The organism is Streptomyces sp. NBC_01267, from assembly GCF_036241575.1.
Taxonomy (GTDB): domain Bacteria; phylum Actinomycetota; class Actinomycetes; order Streptomycetales; family Streptomycetaceae; genus Streptomyces.
Window position 1 is genome coordinate 7,715,393 of the sequence record NZ_CP108455.1, and the last position, 16,008, is coordinate 7,731,400.

16 protein-coding genes and 1 pseudogene are annotated in these 16,008 nt (G+C 68.6%); 6 read left to right on the top strand and 11 right to left on the bottom strand.

What is annotated here, in order from left to right:
• The first annotated feature begins 58 nt into the window (after nucleotides 1-58).
• A complete protein-coding gene (locus tag OG709_RS34330; RefSeq protein WP_329168930.1) occupies nucleotides 59-1,021 on the top strand; it encodes a phosphatidylinositol-specific phospholipase C in 963 nt (320 codons plus the stop codon).
• A 464-nt stretch (nucleotides 1,022-1,485) separates the two neighbouring features.
• Here OG709_RS34330 and OG709_RS34335 read toward each other — a convergent pair whose 3' ends face one another.
• Nucleotides 1,486-2,346, bottom strand: coding sequence for a LysR family transcriptional regulator (locus tag OG709_RS34335; RefSeq protein WP_250301759.1), 861 nt, complete (start codon nucleotides 2,344-2,346; stop codon nucleotides 1,486-1,488).
• Nucleotides 2,347-2,438: 92 nt separating this feature from the next.
• Between OG709_RS34335 and OG709_RS34340 the strand changes: the two genes are divergently transcribed.
• The 4 genes from OG709_RS34340 (at nucleotide 2,439) to OG709_RS34355 (ending at nucleotide 7,338) form a co-directional block, all read left to right on the top strand.
• Nucleotides 2,439-3,170 carry an SDR family NAD(P)-dependent oxidoreductase gene (locus tag OG709_RS34340; RefSeq protein WP_250301452.1) on the top strand — a complete coding sequence of 244 codons (732 nt, stop codon included), beginning with the start codon at nucleotides 2,439-2,441 and terminating at the stop codon, nucleotides 3,168-3,170.
• Between the two features lie 627 nt (nucleotides 3,171-3,797).
• The gene (locus tag OG709_RS34345; RefSeq protein ID WP_266645331.1) at nucleotides 3,798-4,841 is read left to right on the top strand and encodes a cytochrome P450; all 1,044 of its coding nucleotides are present in this window, start codon (nucleotides 3,798-3,800) and stop codon (nucleotides 4,839-4,841) included.
• A 151-nt stretch (nucleotides 4,842-4,992) separates the two neighbouring features.
• On the top strand, nucleotides 4,993-6,003 hold the full coding sequence (locus OG709_RS34350) for a JmjC domain-containing protein (protein ID WP_266645330.1): 1,011 nt from the start codon (nucleotides 4,993-4,995) through the stop codon (nucleotides 6,001-6,003).
• 246 nt (nucleotides 6,004-6,249) lie between these two features.
• Nucleotides 6,250-7,338 (top strand): MerR family transcriptional regulator, encoded by a 1,089-nt coding sequence (locus tag OG709_RS34355; protein ID WP_266646215.1) that lies wholly within the window; start codon nucleotides 6,250-6,252, stop codon nucleotides 7,336-7,338.
• 77 nt (nucleotides 7,339-7,415) lie between these two features.
• Here the strand turns inward: OG709_RS34355 and OG709_RS34360 are convergent.
• Together OG709_RS34360 and OG709_RS34365 are read right to left on the bottom strand one after the other, a co-directional pair.
• Nucleotides 7,416-7,718, bottom strand: a pseudogene (locus tag OG709_RS34360) (dienelactone hydrolase family protein); the annotation flags it as partial.
• Nucleotides 7,719-7,914: 196 nt separating this feature from the next.
• Nucleotides 7,915-8,388 (bottom strand): hypothetical protein, encoded by a 474-nt coding sequence (locus tag OG709_RS34365; RefSeq protein WP_250301450.1) that lies wholly within the window; start codon nucleotides 8,386-8,388, stop codon nucleotides 7,915-7,917.
• 412 nt (nucleotides 8,389-8,800) lie between these two features.
• Here OG709_RS34365 and OG709_RS34370 point away from each other — a divergent pair, with 412 nt between their 5' ends.
• The gene (locus tag OG709_RS34370) at nucleotides 8,801-9,538 is read left to right on the top strand and encodes a chitinase (RefSeq protein WP_250301449.1); all 738 of its coding nucleotides are present in this window, start codon (nucleotides 8,801-8,803) and stop codon (nucleotides 9,536-9,538) included.
• A 274-nt stretch (nucleotides 9,539-9,812) separates the two neighbouring features.
• Here OG709_RS34370 and OG709_RS34375 read toward each other — a convergent pair whose 3' ends face one another.
• From OG709_RS34375 to OG709_RS34410, 8 genes are all read right to left on the bottom strand, one after another.
• Entirely contained in the window at nucleotides 9,813-9,971 is a 159-nt protein-coding gene (locus tag OG709_RS34375) for a hypothetical protein (RefSeq protein ID WP_374211277.1), read from the bottom strand.
• 100 nt (nucleotides 9,972-10,071) lie between these two features.
• Complete coding sequence (locus tag OG709_RS34380; protein WP_266645324.1) at nucleotides 10,072-10,644, bottom strand: YbhB/YbcL family Raf kinase inhibitor-like protein; 573 nt, start codon at nucleotides 10,642-10,644, stop codon at nucleotides 10,072-10,074.
• On the bottom strand, nucleotides 10,641-10,766 hold the full coding sequence (locus tag OG709_RS34385; RefSeq protein WP_284348180.1) for a hypothetical protein: 126 nt from the start codon (nucleotides 10,764-10,766) through the stop codon (nucleotides 10,641-10,643). Before OG709_RS34385 ends, OG709_RS34380 begins: the two co-directional genes overlap by 4 nt.
• Nucleotides 10,767-10,825: 59 nt before the next feature.
• Complete coding sequence (locus OG709_RS34390; RefSeq protein ID WP_329168938.1) at nucleotides 10,826-12,589, bottom strand: MFS transporter; 1,764 nt, start codon at nucleotides 12,587-12,589, stop codon at nucleotides 10,826-10,828.
• 29 nt (nucleotides 12,590-12,618) lie between these two features.
• The gene (locus tag OG709_RS34395; protein WP_329168940.1) at nucleotides 12,619-13,059 is read right to left on the bottom strand and encodes a MarR family winged helix-turn-helix transcriptional regulator; all 441 of its coding nucleotides are present in this window, start codon (nucleotides 13,057-13,059) and stop codon (nucleotides 12,619-12,621) included.
• A gap of 258 nt (nucleotides 13,060-13,317) precedes the next feature.
• Nucleotides 13,318-13,461 (bottom strand): hypothetical protein, encoded by a 144-nt coding sequence (locus OG709_RS34400; RefSeq protein ID WP_250301445.1) that lies wholly within the window; start codon nucleotides 13,459-13,461, stop codon nucleotides 13,318-13,320.
• Between the two features lie 415 nt (nucleotides 13,462-13,876).
• Complete coding sequence (locus OG709_RS34405; protein WP_250301444.1) at nucleotides 13,877-14,482, bottom strand: transglycosylase SLT domain-containing protein; 606 nt, start codon at nucleotides 14,480-14,482, stop codon at nucleotides 13,877-13,879.
• Between the two features lie 914 nt (nucleotides 14,483-15,396).
• Entirely contained in the window at nucleotides 15,397-16,008 is a 612-nt protein-coding gene (locus OG709_RS34410) for a cysteine hydrolase family protein (RefSeq protein WP_326693459.1), read from the bottom strand.

The following is a 16,008-nucleotide window of genomic DNA, read 5'->3' on the forward strand; positions in this document are numbered from 1 at the left end:
CTTGCCGGGAAAGGATGTTGAGAACACCCTCCGGTGGGGCAATAACCGCTTCATGACAATGAGCCGTCGATCCCTCATACGCTCCGCCGCCGTTACCACCACCGCCCTCGTGGTCGGCGGCGGCATGACGCCCGCGCGCGCCGCGACCGCCCCGCGCACCGCCGCATCCACCGGCAGCGAGTTTCCAGCCGACTGGATGGGCGCGCTGCCCGACGCGCTGTCCCTGCTCCGGATGACAATCCCCGGCACCCACGATTCCGGCTGCACCGACCCCGCCAACGGCACCGAGTGGTCGCACACCCAGAATTGGGGGATCACCGAACAACTCCAGCGCGGCGTACGGTTCCTGGACATCCGGGCCAACGGCCTCCAGGACCATCTCGACGACTCGTTCGGGATCTACCACGCCGGGTACTACCAGGGCATCACCTTCGACGGGGTGCTCGCGCAGTGCCGCGACTTCCTCCTGCAGCATCCGCACGAGACGATCGTGATGCGGCTGAAGAAGGAGAACGGCACCAACAACGACGTCGGCGCGCGCTTCAAGGACGTCCTGAACGTCTACCTCGACACCAAGGGCTGGCGTCCCTGGTTCCTCCTCGCGGACCAGGTGCCGTCGCTCGGCGAGGCGCGCGGACGGATCGTTCTGATCGCCCAGTTCGACAACGACTGGCCGGTCCTGCAATGGCCGGGCGGCGACAACGACTTCCTGTCCAATCAGTGGTTCTCGCTGCAGGACATCTACCAGGGACTGTCCTGGCCGTCCCAGAAGACCGCCAAGGTCACCCAGCAGTTCGACAACGCCGCCGGGGACCAGAACTCGGCGCTGATGTACATCAACTTCACCAGTTACGCGGGCGGCGGCTGGCCCAAGACCAACGCGGACGCGATCATGCCCGGGGTACAGAGCTACCTGAACGGCAGACTGTCGGACCGAACGCACCTCGGCGTCGTCCCGCTGGACTTCCCGGACTTCCACTCGGACACGCTGCGCACCCTCATCGACTGGAACTGGCACTGACACCACGGGGCCGATCGCCGCTCCCCGGCGCCGCCGGACTTCCGGCACCGGGGACCGGTCCGGACCCGGGACGCTGGTGGGGGATCAGCCGACGTCGGGGAGCGGAGGCCGTGGCGTTGAGATCCGTGACGATCGCCGCCTCCTCGTACCTGAAATGTGGCTCCAGCTGGTTCGCCGGCCGCTCCAGGTCGTAGCGCACCTGAACGGGGTCCTGCTGACCGGGCGACATCACCTCGGCGGGTTCAACCAGGGTTCCCTGGACAGCAGTTGGGGCCGATCCCGATCGAGGGGGCCAGAGCTCACCCGGTGGGCCAGAGCTCATCCGGTGGGCTGGAGCTCATCCGATGGGTTGGAGGTCGCGTCCGCCGTCACGAAGGCGCCGACCACAGCCCCGGTGTCATCGACAGCCGATCGGGGCGGCTCGCGCCCCGCAGTTGCCTGTTCGATCCCGGCAACGTTCGTGGTCAGAACACGGCCTGGAGACGTGTCGCAGTCCGTACGAGGTCAGCGACGGCTCTGGACCGGCTGTGCGGTGGCCAGGCGATCACCGTGGTGACCTTTGGCGCGTCCAGCACGGGCACGGCGGCGACGTCACCATGCAGTTGGGCTCGGCACGACTCCGGTGAGACCGCGCAAGCCCGCCCGAGCGCGACGAGTTGCAACAACTGCGCGTGGTCGCGGACCTGCGGACCGGGGCCGGGCGGGTAGGTGCCGTCAGGATCGGGCCAACGTGGCATGGGCAGGCCCGGCAGCCCCGTGATGTCGGCCATGTGGACATGGGCCCTGGAGGTCAGCGGGTGCCCGGTCGGTAGGACCACGACCTGGCTCTCCGTGCTCAGCTCTTCGGTGTGGAACCCGGAGGTCGAGTCGAACGGCAGGTGCAGCAGCGCCACGTCGGCCCGGCCCTCGCGCAGGAATCGTGCTTGCTCGGCCGGGCCGCACAGGATGACGTCGACGGGGACCGCGCCGGGTTCGGCGGCGTACGTGTCGAGGAGTTTCGCCAGCAGTTCGCGGGACGCGCTGGCTTTCGTGACCAGGACCAGGCCGGGACGGCCGGTCGTGGAGTGTGCGGCGCGCCGGGTCCGGCGCTCGGCGGCCTCTACCGCGGCGAGGGCCGTCCGGCCCTCGGTCAACAGCACAGAACCGGCCTCGGTCAGCGTGACAGCGCGACTGGTCCGATTCAGCAGCACTGCCCCGAGTCGGCGTTCGAGCTGCTGGATCGCCCGTGACAACGGCGGTTGTGCGATCCCGAGCCGCTGCGCGGCACGCCCGAAGTGCAACTCTTCGGCGACAGCGACGAAATAGCGCAGTTCCCGGGTCTCCACGCAGCCACACCCCAGATCCATACCTGGACGGTATCGCCGCCCACCCTATCGGTGTTGGACCCTCCGTCGGTGGCCGGGGCAGCATGGAACCCATGAGCGAACGGACGATTGCGCTGGTCACCGGCGCGAACAAGGGAATTGGCTACGAGATCGCCGCAGGCCTGGGGGCCCTGGGCTGGAGCGTCGGCATCGGCGCTCGCGACGATCGGCGCCGCAAGGACGCGGTGGAGAGACTGCGCGCGTCCGGCGTCGACGCGTTCGGCGTACCGCTGGACGTGACCGACGACGCGAGCGCGACAGCCGCCGCACGGCTGATCGAGGAGCAGTCCGGGCGCCTCGACGTGCTCGTCAACAACGCCGGGATCACCGGCGGCATGCCGCAGGAGCCCACCCGGGTCGATCCCGCCGTCATCCGGGCGGTCGTGGAGACCAACGTGATCGGCGTCATCCGCGTCACCAACGCGATGATGCCGCTGCTGCGCCGCTCAGCGTCACCCCGGATCGTGAACATGTCCAGCAGCGTCGGCTCCCTCACCCGGCAGTCAGGAATCGCCGCTGAGCAGTCGACGGGTCCGGTGGCCGTGGCGTACGCGCCGTCGAAGACGTTCCTGAACGCCGTCACCCTCCAGTACGCCCGGGAGTTGAGTGGCACGAACATCCTGATCAACGCAGGCTGCCCCGGCTACGTCGCGACCGATCTCAACGGCTTCCGCGGTGTGCGTACCCCTGAACAGGGCGCGGCGATCGCCATCAAACTCGCGACCCTCCCCGACGGCGGCCCGACCGGCAAGTTCTTCGAAGACGCCGGCGTAGTGCCCTGGTGATGTGCGAAGCCGCCTCACCCGCCTGGTGAGGCGGCTTCGCCCGCGCACCTGGCTGCTGCTTCAAATCGCTTGTGAACAGAGGGAGTTCGGCTTGTCGCTCACGAACTGCACAGCTGGTGGACGTCAGTGAAACGTTAGTCGAACGCAAGGGGAGGCGGCCAGAATGGCTTGGGCAGCCGCAGGTCGGCCAGTACTGCGGCTCCGCGTGATCGACTCCCGCAATCCCTTGAAACGGAGTAGCCATGAAGATGATCAAGGCACTTGTGAGCAAGTTCAAGAAGGATGAGGACCTCGCCAGCCACGCGTGGGTGCTGCACGTAATCTGACGCACCATCTGATCTGACGCAATGTCTGATCTGACGCACTGTCTGGTCTGACGGGCCGTCCGATCTCATGCACCGCCCGTCGGCGGAGGACGCGGCCATGCCACTGCCTCCGCCGACGTTGCAAGGCGCCCCTGTCTGCCGCGGCCCGCGGCGGCCACGACCGGGCCGGAGTCCGCCGCAGACCGGGCCGCGGCGCGGCGCGGAGCGACGGTCCTGCCCGTTCCATGCCCGGAGTTCTCCGCCTGCCGTGGGGAACGCATTTCGTTGCCATTCCAATGGAGGCGGGATTCTCGTGGAAGAAATGGCGTCGGCACCGGTGCGCGGCCACTCCGTCGTGTACGCCCCGCGGATTCAGGACCTGCTGGCCAGGGGCGAGAAAGTATTCCGGATCGACGCGACCACGGTAGGTGTCTCCGACTGCCACCTGATCGCCGAAATCGTCGCGGAACGCCCTGTGTCGGCGATGGAGCGCTCGGTCTACAAGCCCGCCGCAGGAGCCGACATCCCCCACGACAGCGCGACACGGACGATCCGCGCGCTGGGGCAGGACGTCATGGAGGGCATCCGGACCCCGCCGCCCCCGACGCGCGGGCTGTCCGGCTCCTGGCCCTACGCGCCCACCTCCTACCTGCGCCGGTGGCTCTTCTCGTCCGACCCCCTGCCGGTCTCCCTGTTGTCGAAACGCGGTGTCACACGCTCGGACACGCTCTCCCGGATCGTCGACCGCGCCGTCACCGTCTGGCCGGGGTCCGACACCGAGGGCGGCACCGCGCTGGCCGAACAGATCCGAGATGCTTCCGGCACCCAGGAGAGAAGGCAGGCCATCGCGCTGTACCGGAGAGCGACGGCCACCCTCTGCGACGGCGTGGCCGCACTGGCCGGCAACGCCCTGTGGCTCATGGGGCAGGAGCGCGAACCGGAGGCGGCCCGCGCCGACCTCACCGCGGTCCTGTGGGAGACGCTGCGGCTGCTCCCGCCCGCGTGGATGCTGTTCCGCAAGGGCGGGGACGCGTACACCGGACTGCACCCTGAGATCCGGCCCGAGGACAGGGTCGCGCTCTTCCCGCTCCTGATGCACCGTCATCCGGACTACTGGCCCGACCCGCTGGAGTTCCGGCCCGAGCGGTGGGCCGGGGTGGCGGACCCGGAGAAGACGCCCGCATTCATGCCGTTCGGGTTCGAGGGTGCCCGCTGCTGGGCCAAGCACCTGGTCGTGCCCCTGGCCGAGCGCCTGTTGACCGTCGCCTTCGACAACCGACTCGTCATTCGCAGCCCGCAGCAGGAGGCACCCGTCCCCCTGCGCTCCCTGCTCTCCGTGCGGTTCGACGCGGAAGCCGGGGCATGACACGGCGTCGTTCCCTCGTGCCACCCGCAGTTCCCGACGAGGACAGTGTGGCCACCACCCCCCTCCCGCCACGGAGCCCGCACACACCCTCGTACCGGGTGGGCGCTGCCGACCACGAGCACCGAACACCCTGACACCACGGGAAGACGCCATGGAATCGCCCACGCTGGCCGACTGGGTCGGCGACATCAAGAGCTTCTCCGACTGCCAGTGGCAGCGCGAACCCGCGGTCTTCAGGCCGGCGACACTCGCCCCACCGTTCGACCTCGGTGAGCTGGACGCCGCCTTCGACGGAGGGCTGCTGCGTACCCCCTACCTGGAGATGGTCCGCTCCAACAAGGTCGTCATCCCGTCCGATGCCTACACCACGGCACGGGTGGTCAACGGCACAACGCACCATGACTTCGCCGACCGCGCGAAAGTCCTCGCTCTCCTGCGCGCCAGGGCGACGCTCCTTCTGCGACACGTCGACCAGTGGCACCGTCCTACCGGCGCACTGGTGGCGCGACTGTCCGAGGAGATCGACCGGCGTGTGGAGGCCTTCTTCTTCGTCACGCCCGCCGGCGGTCAGGGCCTCGCGGTGCACCGGGACGACGCCGACGTGTTCGTACTCCAGGTGTCCGGACGCAAGACCTGGTACGTCCACGACGCACCGACGGTGGCGGACTGGGCGCCGGGAGAACTCCCGGACGACGAGCGCTCCCCGCGGCTCCTGCGCAGCGTCCTCGAACCCGGCAGCGTGCTCTACGTTCCGCGCGGCTTCGCGCACCGTGCGGTGGGCGCCACCGGACTGTCCGCCCACCTGTCGCTGACGATCCGCGACATCTCCCTGCAGGACCTGCGGACGGCCCTGGAGCAGCGGCTGTCCGAAGGGCTGGACCTCCCGCCGCGCCCCCTGGGCGAGGCCGCGATCGTCGACGCCTGCGCCACGCTGCTCAGTCACGTCCGGGCGAAGCTCGACACGATCGAACCAGACGACCTGCGGCTCGCCGCACGGGCCGCGCAGGCGCGGCGGCCGGTCACGATGACGCGGGCGGAGACGTTCGCCGAGACGGCCCGGAACTGGGAGACCGGTGGACCCGGCGCCAGGCGCGCCGGGCTGACGTCCGTGACTCGCACCTGGCGCAGGCTGCGCGACGAGGCACGCACCACCGAGCACTGACGCACAGCCGACAGGCTCCCCGGCAGCCGGAGCGTGCCCCCGGGCGCAGTGGCCAGGCCGAGTGGGAGGCCGGCTCGGTGGCGTCTCAAGCCTCCAGGTCGGTTTCGCCGGTGCGACCTGCTGCCCCAGCAGCGGTTCGCGACTTCCGCCCCCGTGCTGGGCGAGCCCAGGAGCGAGGCGCTTGACCCTCACGCCGCGTCATACCGCATTGTCGGTCGTGTGGAGGAACACCTGACCGTGGGGCACGTGGCCGAACTGGCCGGAGTGAGCGTCCGCACGCTGCATCACTATGACGAGATCGGCCTCATGCGGCCGTCCGCGCGGAGCTCGGCCGGGTACCGGGCCTACTCGGCGGTCGACGTGGAGCGGCTGCGGGAGGTGCTCACCTACCGCCGGCTGGGCTTCGGATTGCGCGAGATCGCGGATCTGGTCGACGACCCGGCCACCGATACGGTCGCGCACCTGCGCCGACTGCGCGGTCTGCTGCTGGAACAGCGCGACCGTGCTGCTGCCATGGTGACGGCCATCGACACAGAACTGGAGACACGGGCCATGGGAATCAGGACGACGCCGGAGGAACAATTGAAAGTGCTGGGCACGCAGTTGTACGACACCATCGGGTCCGCTTACCCGGCGACGCGGCGTACCGAGCCGCGGATCGCCGCAAGGGTCTGGGACGCGCTCGGGGACGCACGGACGGTGTTGAACGTCGGAGCCGGAACCGGCTCCTACGAGCCCACCGACCGCGATGTCACCGCGGTGGAACCGTCGGCGGTCATGCGGGCACAGCGTCCTGCGGGCGCGGCGCCGTGCGTGGCCGCCGCTGCGGAGAGTCTCCCGTTCGAGGACCGGTCCTTCGACGCCGCGATGGCCTTCAGTACGGTGCATCACTGGCAGGACCCGATCGCGGGCCTGCGCGAGATGCGGCGCGTGGCCCGCCGCGTGGTGGTGTTCACATACGACGCCAGTAGCACCGGGTGGCTTCAGCGGTTCTGGCTCACGCGCGACTACCTGCCTGAATTCGCTGACCTTCTCGTCGACTGGCCTTCGCTGGCCGACCTGACCCACGCGATCGGGGGCAGGGCGGAGCCGGTGCTGATCCCGTGGGACTGCGCGGACGGCTTCTTCGAGGCACACTGGCGCCGGCCCGAGGCATACCTGGACGAACATGTACGCCGCGCGGTATCGGTATGGACCAGAGTCGGGCCGGAGGCCGAGCAACGGGCAGTGAACAGGCTGCGCGACGACCTCTCCTCAGGCCGGTGGGCCGAGCGCAACCGCGACCTCGTCGCCCTCGACGCGGCAGAGCTCGGCCTCCGCCTGCTCGTAGCCTGAACCAGCGTGCCCGCTCGCATCAGCCCATCAGAGCATCAGTGGAGCGCGCTACGACTACCTCGATCGGGCCCGGAGCCTCAACTGCTGGGCAGGGTGCGGTCGAGGAGGGGCAGCAGGCGGTCCCGGTGGAGTTGCAGTGCCGAGGGGTTGAACGCGTCGGTGTCGGACATCGTGAAGCCGTGGACGGTGCCGGGGTAGATCTCGGAGGTGTAGCGGACACCCGAGGCGTCCAGGGCCCGGTCGAGCTCGCCGAGGGCCTCGGCTGTCATGTCGGTCTCGGCGTGGCCGAGGTGGACCTGGGCGGTGAACCCGGAGAGGAGGCGGCGCAGGCTGTCGGGCCCGTCGGCGCCCACGGGGCCGTGGAATCCGGCGGGGGATGCCTGCTGGTTGATCCGGGCAGATCGCTTCGCCCCGCTGATGTGCGGCGGGGCGAAGCACTACCCGGGGACCGGTGCGGCTAGGAGCCGGTGAGCTGGTCCCGGCAAGCCGCAGCAGACCACGACAGCGGGATCTGCACAGGCCGCAGCCTTGGACTGCTCGGGAGATGGAGCCTTCGGCACCGGCACGTCGCAACCGCTACGGGTGGTAGATCTCCTCCATGGCGCTGATCTGGCTCTGGCCGTTGACGCGGTAGTAGAAGTACGGGGTGTTGGCAAGCTTGTGGTTCACCAACCACTTCGGTGTGACCTTCCGGGTTGTGGTGTCGCTGAGGACCTTGACGGAGGCGCCTGAGGCGAAGACGAGTGACTGGGCCGCTCCGCTCGGGGTGTAGATGACGTCCTCGTCGTTCTTCGTGTTCACCCGGCAGGTCTCCGGGGTGACGCGGACGACGGTGTTGCCCTTGACGTTCTTGGCGGAGTCCAGCTTGAAGAAGTGCTTGTACCCCGCGGGCAGGTGGCACGGCTGCCAGCTGCCGCCCGCCTTTCCGGAGGTTACGGCTGGAGCGCTTGTTGCCGGGCGCGGGCTGGCGCTGGAGGACCCGCACATGGTGGCGAGGAGTGCGGCGGCGGAGCCGAGGACGACCGCGGTGGAAACGTAACGGTGGTTCATGAACTTCCCCTGTGACGAAGGTCGGTTGACACCGTGGGAGATACCGGACAACAGGTAGGGGTTTCGATCAACTGTCGGCTGTGACCGGACGGTGACAACCGTCATACCGCGGGGACAATCGACGGTTCGGCACACGTGTGGTCCGGGGCATTGGGCGTCTCCGCGGCCGACGTCACCGCAGCCGCGATCAGTTGGGCCGGGCTCGGCGTCCGGGCCGTGGGACGAAGACCGCCGGATCGTCAACTCACAGATCGGAAGATTCTTCCAACGGGTGATCTCCCGTCGCTTTCCGCTTGTTGGAGCCGAACCCGGGGAACGCTGCGGCCGTTACTTCGTCCTCGAATCTCTGGATAGCCGAGTCCGCTGGTCAGGAGACTCAAGCGGCTCGGTACGTACCATCGAAGGAGTACAGATGTCCGTATCCGTCATGCCCCGAACCCGGTCCCGTGTTCTGGCCGTGCTGAGCGCCGCAGCAGTCGCGAGCGGGTTGGCCGCCGCCGTTCCGGCAGTGCCCGCCTCAGCCGCCGGGTCGTTCGTGGTCAGCGAGGCGCAGTTCAACCAGATGTTCCCGAACCGGAACCCCTTCTACACCTACGACGGTCTGGTCAACGCACTGAGCGCCTACCCGGGCTTCGCCACTACCGGCGACGATGCGACGCAGAAGCGGGAGGCGGCGGCCTTCCTGGCCAACGTGAGCCATGAGACCGGCGGCCTGAAGTACGTCGTCGAGCAGAACACGGCCAACTACAGCCACTACTGCGACGCCTCACAGCCGTACGGCTGTCCGGCCGGGCAGAGTGCCTACTACGGGCGTGGGCCGCTGCAGCTCAGCTGGAACTTCAATTACAAGGCGGCTGGTGACGCCCTGCACATCGACCTGCTGAACGACCCGTACCAGGTCGAGCGGGACTCCGCCGTCTCGTGGAAGACCGGCCTGTGGTTCTGGGACACCCAGAGCGGCGCCGGGACGATGACCCCGCACGACGCGATGGTCAACGGCAAGGGCTTCGGGGAGACCATCCGTAGCATCAACGGTGCCCTGGAGTGCAACGGCCAGAACCCGGACGAGCGCCAGGACCGGATCAACCTGTACACGAATTTCGTCGGCGTTCTCGGTACCGACGTGGGCGGCGGCAACATTTCCTGCTGATCCGGTCGGCCCTGAAACCGGCTCGTGGCTATGGAAGCTCAGGCAGCAGCCTGGTCGACGTCTTTCCGCGGACGTTCGTCGGTGAGGGTGCAGGAACTCTCGACGGTTGATGTGGCCGGGTCATAGCGATGTGGCCCGGCCTGCCCGACCAAGGGCGAACCGGACGGCAAGAGAGTCGGACGGTGGTCGACACCGGCGGGCGAACCGACGTCGATGGTGCCATTCGCCAAGTGGAAGGCGAAGAAGGGGGCCGAGCGGCGGGCCGCGATGGCGTCTACTCTGCGTCGGCCAGCTGGGCCCGGAAGAAGTCGGTCAGCTTCTCGACCGCGGGCCCCACGTGCTGCTCCTTGTCGTAGAGGTCGACGTGGCCGGCGCCGTCGATCCAGTGGAGCTCCTTCGGGGTGCGGGCGTTCTGGAACGCTTCCACGCTCATCCAGAGAGGGAGAAGGTCTGGACTCCCTCACCGCGGGCCTCGGCAGAGCGTGCGGCGGCAGCTGCGGCACGCTATCTGTGCCCCGGGCCTGCGCCTCGGGTCAGCGTTCGAAGACGCCGGTCAGTCGGGCGCGGCCGAGAACGGGTGCCGTGATGGCGGGCAGGAGGGCGCGGGGCCGTGCCCGGTCCGGGGGCGTTGCGTTCGGGTCGGTGCCCACCGGAGTTGCGAGAGCGAACAACTGGAAGGTGTACCGGTGAGGTCCGTGGCCCTTGATGGGCGCAGGGCCGTGGTATCCCCGTCCGATGGTGGAACGGAGTATCCGCACCCCGGCAGCGGGCCGCCGCCCGGCCAGGGCGCCGGGTTCCAGGTGACCGACTTCCGGGTCGATCAGTGCGGCACAGTGCACGGCGGGCTTGGTCAGGGGCACATCGATGTCTTCGACGACCAGGAGGAGTTGGGCGGTGCCGGGTGGCGGCGGGGTCCAGGCCAGGTGAGGGGACAGGTCGTCGCCACCGATGTTCTTCGCGCAGTGCTCCAGTGGCATGGTGTCGCCGTCGCCGAAGTGCTGGCTGGTGAGGGCCAGCAGCTCGGGGCCTTGCAGGTTGGGCAGATTCCACGCCACGTGGGTCTCGCCTGCTCTGCGGTTCTTCAGGAGTCGGCCGAGCAGAGTCATCGTGTTGCCCCGACCCGGTCGATGACCTCGGCGGTGGTGGCTGTTTCGCCGAGCTTGGGGAAGACGCGCTCGATGCTGTGGCGGTGGGAGTCGGCGTCGGGGTCGATCGTTGTCAATGCCATGGTGGTTGTTTCTCCTGTGCAGGTGGGCTGGTTGCCGGGTTCGGAGGGGCGCGGTGGTCTCACAGGCTGGTGCGCCTGTCCGGTTCGAGCGCGGGGGCGCCGGCGGTGGTCTCTTGCGTTCCTGTGGCTTTGGCGGCGGCGCTGGTACCGCGTAGGAGGGAGGCGATCGCGGCGAGGAAGGCGAGGGTGGCGCCAAAGGCGAACACGATGACCAGGCCGGAGTGGAAGGGGCCGGCGATCAGCGTCGGGAAGAACTCGCTTCCGGTCAGTGTCTGTTGCTGCGCTGCCGTCAGGTGGGTCAGGGTGCCGCTGGGTTGGAGCAGGTGCTGGACCGGATTGACGCCGAGTTGGGCGGCGAACAGGGATGAGACCGGGGGCAGGCTTCCGAGCTGGGTGGCGATGTGGGCCGGGACACCCTGCTGTTGCAGTCCGCTGGTGAGGGTGTGCGGGAGGGCGCCGGCCAGCCCGGCGATCATGAGGGAGAAGAACACACCGATGGAGACGGCGGTCCCGGAGTTCTGGAAGGTGGCGCGCATGCCGGAGGCCACGCCGCGCAACTGCGCGGGCACGCTGCCCATGATCGAGGAGGAGTTGGGGGAGGCGAACATGCCGCTGGCGATCCCGTTGAGCGCGATGAGCACCGCGAAGATCCAGTAACTGAAGTTGATCGGCAGGAGCATCAGGCCCAGGAAGCTGGCGCCGAAGAGCAGCGCGCCGCCGGTGGCCAGGCCGCGGGAGCCGAGCCGGTCGGACAGGTAGCCGGACACCGGGCCCGCGGCGAGGAAACCTGCGGTCAGCGGCAGCATGAAGATGCCCGCCCACAGCGGTGTAGCGCTGTAGTCGTAGCCGTGCAACGGAAGCCAGATGCCCTGCAGCCAGATGATCAGCACGAACTGCATCCCGCCGCGGCCGATCGAGATGGCCAGGCCTGCGAGGTTGCCGAAGGTGAAGGCCCGAAGGCGAAAGAGGCTCAGTTGGATCATCGGTGCGGAGACGCGGTTCTCGATGGCGACGAATGCGGCCAGAAGGACCAGTCCGCCGGCAATCAGTCCGTCGACCAGTGGGTTGGTCCAGCCCATGGTGTGCCCGCCGTAGGGCTGCAGGCCGAAGGTGACCGCGATCAGGACCGCGCTGAGGCCCACCGCGAAGGTGATGTTGCCCCACCAGTCGATCCGGCCGCCGCCCCGCTTACCGGTCTCGCGCAGGGTGCGGTACGCCCACAGCGTGAAGAACACGCCGACAGGCACGCTCACCCAGAACACCGCCCGCCAGTCCCAGGCCGACAGCAGACCGCCGGCGACCAGGCCGATGAACATCCCGGCCAGTCCTGCGACCTGGTTGATTCCCAGGGCGAAGCCGCGCTGCTCATCGGGAAAGGCATCGGTCAGGATCGCAGCCGAGTTCGCGGTCAGCATCGATCCGCCGACGGCCTGCACCACTCGCCACGCGATCAGCCACATCGCGCCGTGGCCGCCGTCGAAGGGGTCGAAGGACAGCAGGATCGACGCGAGGGTGAAGACCGCGAACCCGGAGTTGTAGATCCGGACCCGGCCGTACATGTCGCCCAGGCGGCCCACCGTGACCACCAGGACGGCCTGGACCAGCCGGTACCCCATGATCATCCAGAGCAGATAGGCGATGTTGCCCGGAGCCAGGGGGTCCAGGTGCACGCCACGGAAGATCGCCGGCAGGGCGATCAGCACGATGGAGCCGTCCAGTGCGGACATGAAGACCGCAGCGGTGGTGTTCGTCAGCGCCGTCCACTTGTACCGGTCGTCATCGGCTGAGCGGCGTGAGGCACGCGCCGTGGGAGGATCCGTCATCACCTTGCTTCCTCGTGGCTCTGTCGGCGTCAGGTGTTCTGGGCCAGCCGCTCCAGCAGCGGCGCGGCCGCTGCGAGTTGCTCAAGCTCCCTCGGGGTGAACGTGCCGCCGGTCAGGGCCCGCGCGATGAGTTCGGTCCGCGCGTTGCGCTTGTCCTTCAGTGCCTGCAGACCGGCGTCGGTCACCGTCAGTACCACGCGCCTGCCGTCGTTCGGATCCGGGCGGCGTTCGACCATGCCACGGGCCCGTAGCGTGCTGAGAGTTGCCCCCATGGCCTGTGCGGTGATCTGTACCTCCCGGGCCAGCGCCGAGGAGGTGGTGGGGCCCGAGCGGTTCAGGTGCGACAGGGCGGTCCGCTCGGGCATCGTGAGTCCGCCCTCGGTCGGTACTTGGCGTACCTGTCGCACCAGCACGCTGATACTCGCCAGCAGGGCTGAGGCGACTCCGTCAGGGTCCAGGTCATTGTTCACATACTAAGGTTACTTTATCAGCCTGCCTTAGTAAATTTCTTCATCGCGCTGCCAGGGAGGGAGCGGTGCGGCCCGGTGCGGGACTGTCCGCCGCGTACACCGCCGCGTACGCCACCGTGGCGGCGTCGGCCGTGGTTCATGGGGCGCTCGGCGCCGAGTGGTTGAACCCGTGCTGGTCTTGAGTTCTCGCGGGGAACGGTGAGGTGTCACCGGGTAGTCGTGCTGGGATACCGGGCCCCCGAGCGGCGGCGAGCTTCATCAGCCGCTGGCGACTACGCGCCGGAATTCGCTCCATGGCCGACAGCGCAGTGCGAGGACGGGGCGGCCTGCGCCGCCCAGGTCGAGGTAGGCGAGGCGTACGTCGTCCGGGGTGCGGAAGTACTGCGTCATTGCCGGTGTCATGATCCTGACATTATCAACGGTATCTCTATGGGAGAGACGCGAAATTCGGGATGTGGTTTTTTCGGGCAATCGTGACGACCGCAACCTGCATACCAAGGAATGGTTTCGATATCCGTGACGTGCATGGAGCGGATCGCTGGTCGGCGGTCCGCGTAGCGGGCCACCGAGGTCCGGCAGCCGTCCCACTTCGGCTCCGTGGTAGGGCTGTTGGGTAGCGCTGGGTTGTTCGCGGCCTGGGGCAGCAGTGCGCGTCTCAGTTGTACGGAGGCCGGGCCCCGTACGCAGCGAGGGCTGGAACGGGTTCATGGGTGAACCTGTTCCAGCCCTCGTCAGGACCTGAGTCCTGCCGCTCCCGAAGGAGCCAGCCGTCCCACGGACTCAGGTGGTCGTGGGGGTGTGCGGTCAATCCGCTTGATCAGTAGGCGGAGTTGACGTTGTCCATCGAGCCGTACCTGTCGGCGGCGTAGTTGGCCGCGGCGACGATGTTGGCGACGGGGTCGGTGAGGCTGTCCTTGGTGCCCTTGACGTGGTAGGTGTCGAAGGTGGGCTGGATGACCTGGAGCAGACCCTTGGAGGGGATGCCGTTGCGGGCGTTGATGTCCCAGTTGTTCTGGGCGTGGGGGTCGCCGCTGGACTCGCGCATGATGTTGCGGTGCAGGCCCTCGTAGCTGCCGGGGATGTGCTTGACCTTCATGATGGCCAGCGACTCGCGGATCCAGCCGTCGAGGTTGTTGCTGTACTTCGTGCTCTTGACGATCTCGGCGACGGCGTCGGCGTGCTTGGCGCTCGGGGCCTTCTTCGCCGCGGCGGTGTGCTGGGCGGCCTTCTCGGCGTGGTCGGCCTGCTGGGCGACCTGGGCGGCGATGACGGTGGAGACCGACGCGGGCGCGGCCTGGGCGGGCTCGGCGGCCTGGGCCGGGTGCGGGGCCAGGGTCAGTGCGCAAGCGGCGGCGCCGACGGCGGCGATGCCGACCACGGAGGTCTTGCGGAAGTTCAGGATGCGGCGGGTGGTGGCAGTCATGGGTGTACCTCTCCATTCGGGGACGTCGTGGGGAGGCCGACTGGGGGGTCGGCGACACGGGTCAGGCGTGGAGGCCGTGGTTCGTGTCGTGGGGCCGGTGTCTGGATGGCGGGCGGTGTGCTCTGCCCGGTCCGGCGCTCGGCTCCCCGGTACGTCAAACACCTTGCGAGACAGCCCCGGCCGTTGGCAATCATGTGACCTACGACCGCAAATAGTGACAAAACGGACAGGGGTGGATGGGGGCCCGTGATAGAGGGGGAAGCCCCGCCGCGGGTCTACTAGGCGGCGTCCTATGTGACGGGCGCCCTATGCCCGAGCTCACAGACCACCGGCCCCGGCGCCCCGATTTCCTACTCGGCGTCACAGTCCGTACACAGCAAAACCCCGCCCCGCTCCCGCCCGCCGCCGAGGCCGTCTCGACCACAAGCCCGCCCGTCGTGGCGAAGCGGCTGGAGCGTGATCGGGGTGTTCCCCGTGCCGGTGGCGATCGGTTGTGCGCGCGGCACCTCGCCCTTGGCTGCCGCTGTGACGCACACCGGAGCAGCGGCCGGTTCACCGAGCCGCACTGCTCTGCATCACCGAGTCAAGGCCTGCCCAGGCCCGTACCGAGCCGGGAAGCGTTGATCAGCTGTCCCGTCGGGCCCCGTGATACGCGCCATCACGGCGTTCGTCCGGTCAGGTGCACCGTGGTCGGCGCACCTGACCGGACAGAGGCCTCCTCGGCATCCGGCGAAGGCCGGAGCCGGCGGCCCGGATCGAGGCACCTTGCGAGACGGAACGTAGTTGTCCTGCGCCCGCCAGCTGCCCTGCGTCACTGATCCGTGACGGATTCTTGAGGAGCAACCGGGCAGTTCGTGCGTGCGGGTCCTGCCCCGCGGCTGGTGTGCGTGGCTCGGTAGCAGGCCAGGCCGTTGTCAGGGCGTGCGCAGCAGTTCGTGCAGCACGGCGGTGTCGATGACGTGCGCCCGGGTCGGGAACACCTTGTCGACCAGGACCCGGTGGATTTCGGGGTCGCGGTCTGCGACGCAGTCGGACAGGACGTAGACGCGGTAGTCGCGGTCGGCGGCCTCCATGAGGGTCGACAGGACGACGCCGCTGGTGCTGATTCCGGCGAGTATCAGGGTGTCGATGCCGCGGTTGGCCAGCTGTTCGTGCAGGTCTGTGGTCGACATGGCGCCGTAACGGATCTTGCGGACGATGATGTCGCCGTCCTGCGGGGCGATCTCCTCGTGTATCTGCGTGGCATCGAGCTCGTGGTGCATGGCCTTCGCGGCCGCGATGGCGCTGAAGGACTTGTTGCGGTCCGGGACGGCCTCCCAGTCGTCCTGCGTGAAGGCCACGCGGACGTGACCGATGGTGCCGCCGGCGGCTCGGACGCCGGCGATCGCATCCTTCACCCGCACGAGGAGCGAGTCGGGTTCGGGGGCGAGCGGGAGGATGCCGTTCTGGAAGTCCATCGCCAGCAGTGCGGTCCGCTCGGGAGCGAGGGCGGGACCGGTGGGGACGGTGGGGACGGGGGTGGCCAT

Bases quoted from the DNA above. Each gene is read 5' to 3' on its own strand.
- OG709_RS34330 (WP_329168930.1), top strand. From the start codon at position 59: ATGAGCCGTCGATCCCTCATACGCTCCGCCGCCGTTACCACCACCGCC.
- OG709_RS34340 (WP_250301452.1), top strand. From the start codon at position 2,439: ATGAGCGAACGGACGATTGCGCTGGTCACCGGCGCGAACAAGGGAATT.
- OG709_RS34345 (WP_266645331.1), top strand. From the start codon at position 3,798: ATGGCGTCGGCACCGGTGCGCGGCCACTCCGTCGTGTACGCCCCGCGG.
- OG709_RS34350 (WP_266645330.1), top strand. From the start codon at position 4,993: ATGGAATCGCCCACGCTGGCCGACTGGGTCGGCGACATCAAGAGCTTC.
- OG709_RS34365 (WP_250301450.1), bottom strand. From the start codon at position 8,388: ATGAACCACCGTTACGTTTCCACCGCGGTCGTCCTCGGCTCCGCCGCC.
- OG709_RS34370 (WP_250301449.1), top strand. From the start codon at position 8,801: ATGTCCGTATCCGTCATGCCCCGAACCCGGTCCCGTGTTCTGGCCGTG.
- OG709_RS34375 (WP_374211277.1), bottom strand. From the start codon at position 9,971: ATGAGCGTGGAAGCGTTCCAGAACGCCCGCACCCCGAAGGAGCTCCAC.
- OG709_RS34380 (WP_266645324.1), bottom strand. From the start codon at position 10,644: ATGACTCTGCTCGGCCGACTCCTGAAGAACCGCAGAGCAGGCGAGACC.
- OG709_RS34385 (WP_284348180.1), bottom strand. From the start codon at position 10,766: ATGGCATTGACAACGATCGACCCCGACGCCGACTCCCACCGCCACAGC.
- OG709_RS34390 (WP_329168938.1), bottom strand. From the start codon at position 12,589: ATGACGGATCCTCCCACGGCGCGTGCCTCACGCCGCTCAGCCGATGAC.
- OG709_RS34400 (WP_250301445.1), bottom strand. From the start codon at position 13,461: ATGACACCGGCAATGACGCAGTACTTCCGCACCCCGGACGACGTACGC.
- OG709_RS34405 (WP_250301444.1), bottom strand. From the start codon at position 14,482: ATGACTGCCACCACCCGCCGCATCCTGAACTTCCGCAAGACCTCCGTG.
- OG709_RS34410 (WP_326693459.1), bottom strand. From the start codon at position 16,008: ATGGCCACCCCCGTCCCCACCGTCCCCACCGGTCCCGCCCTCGCTCCC.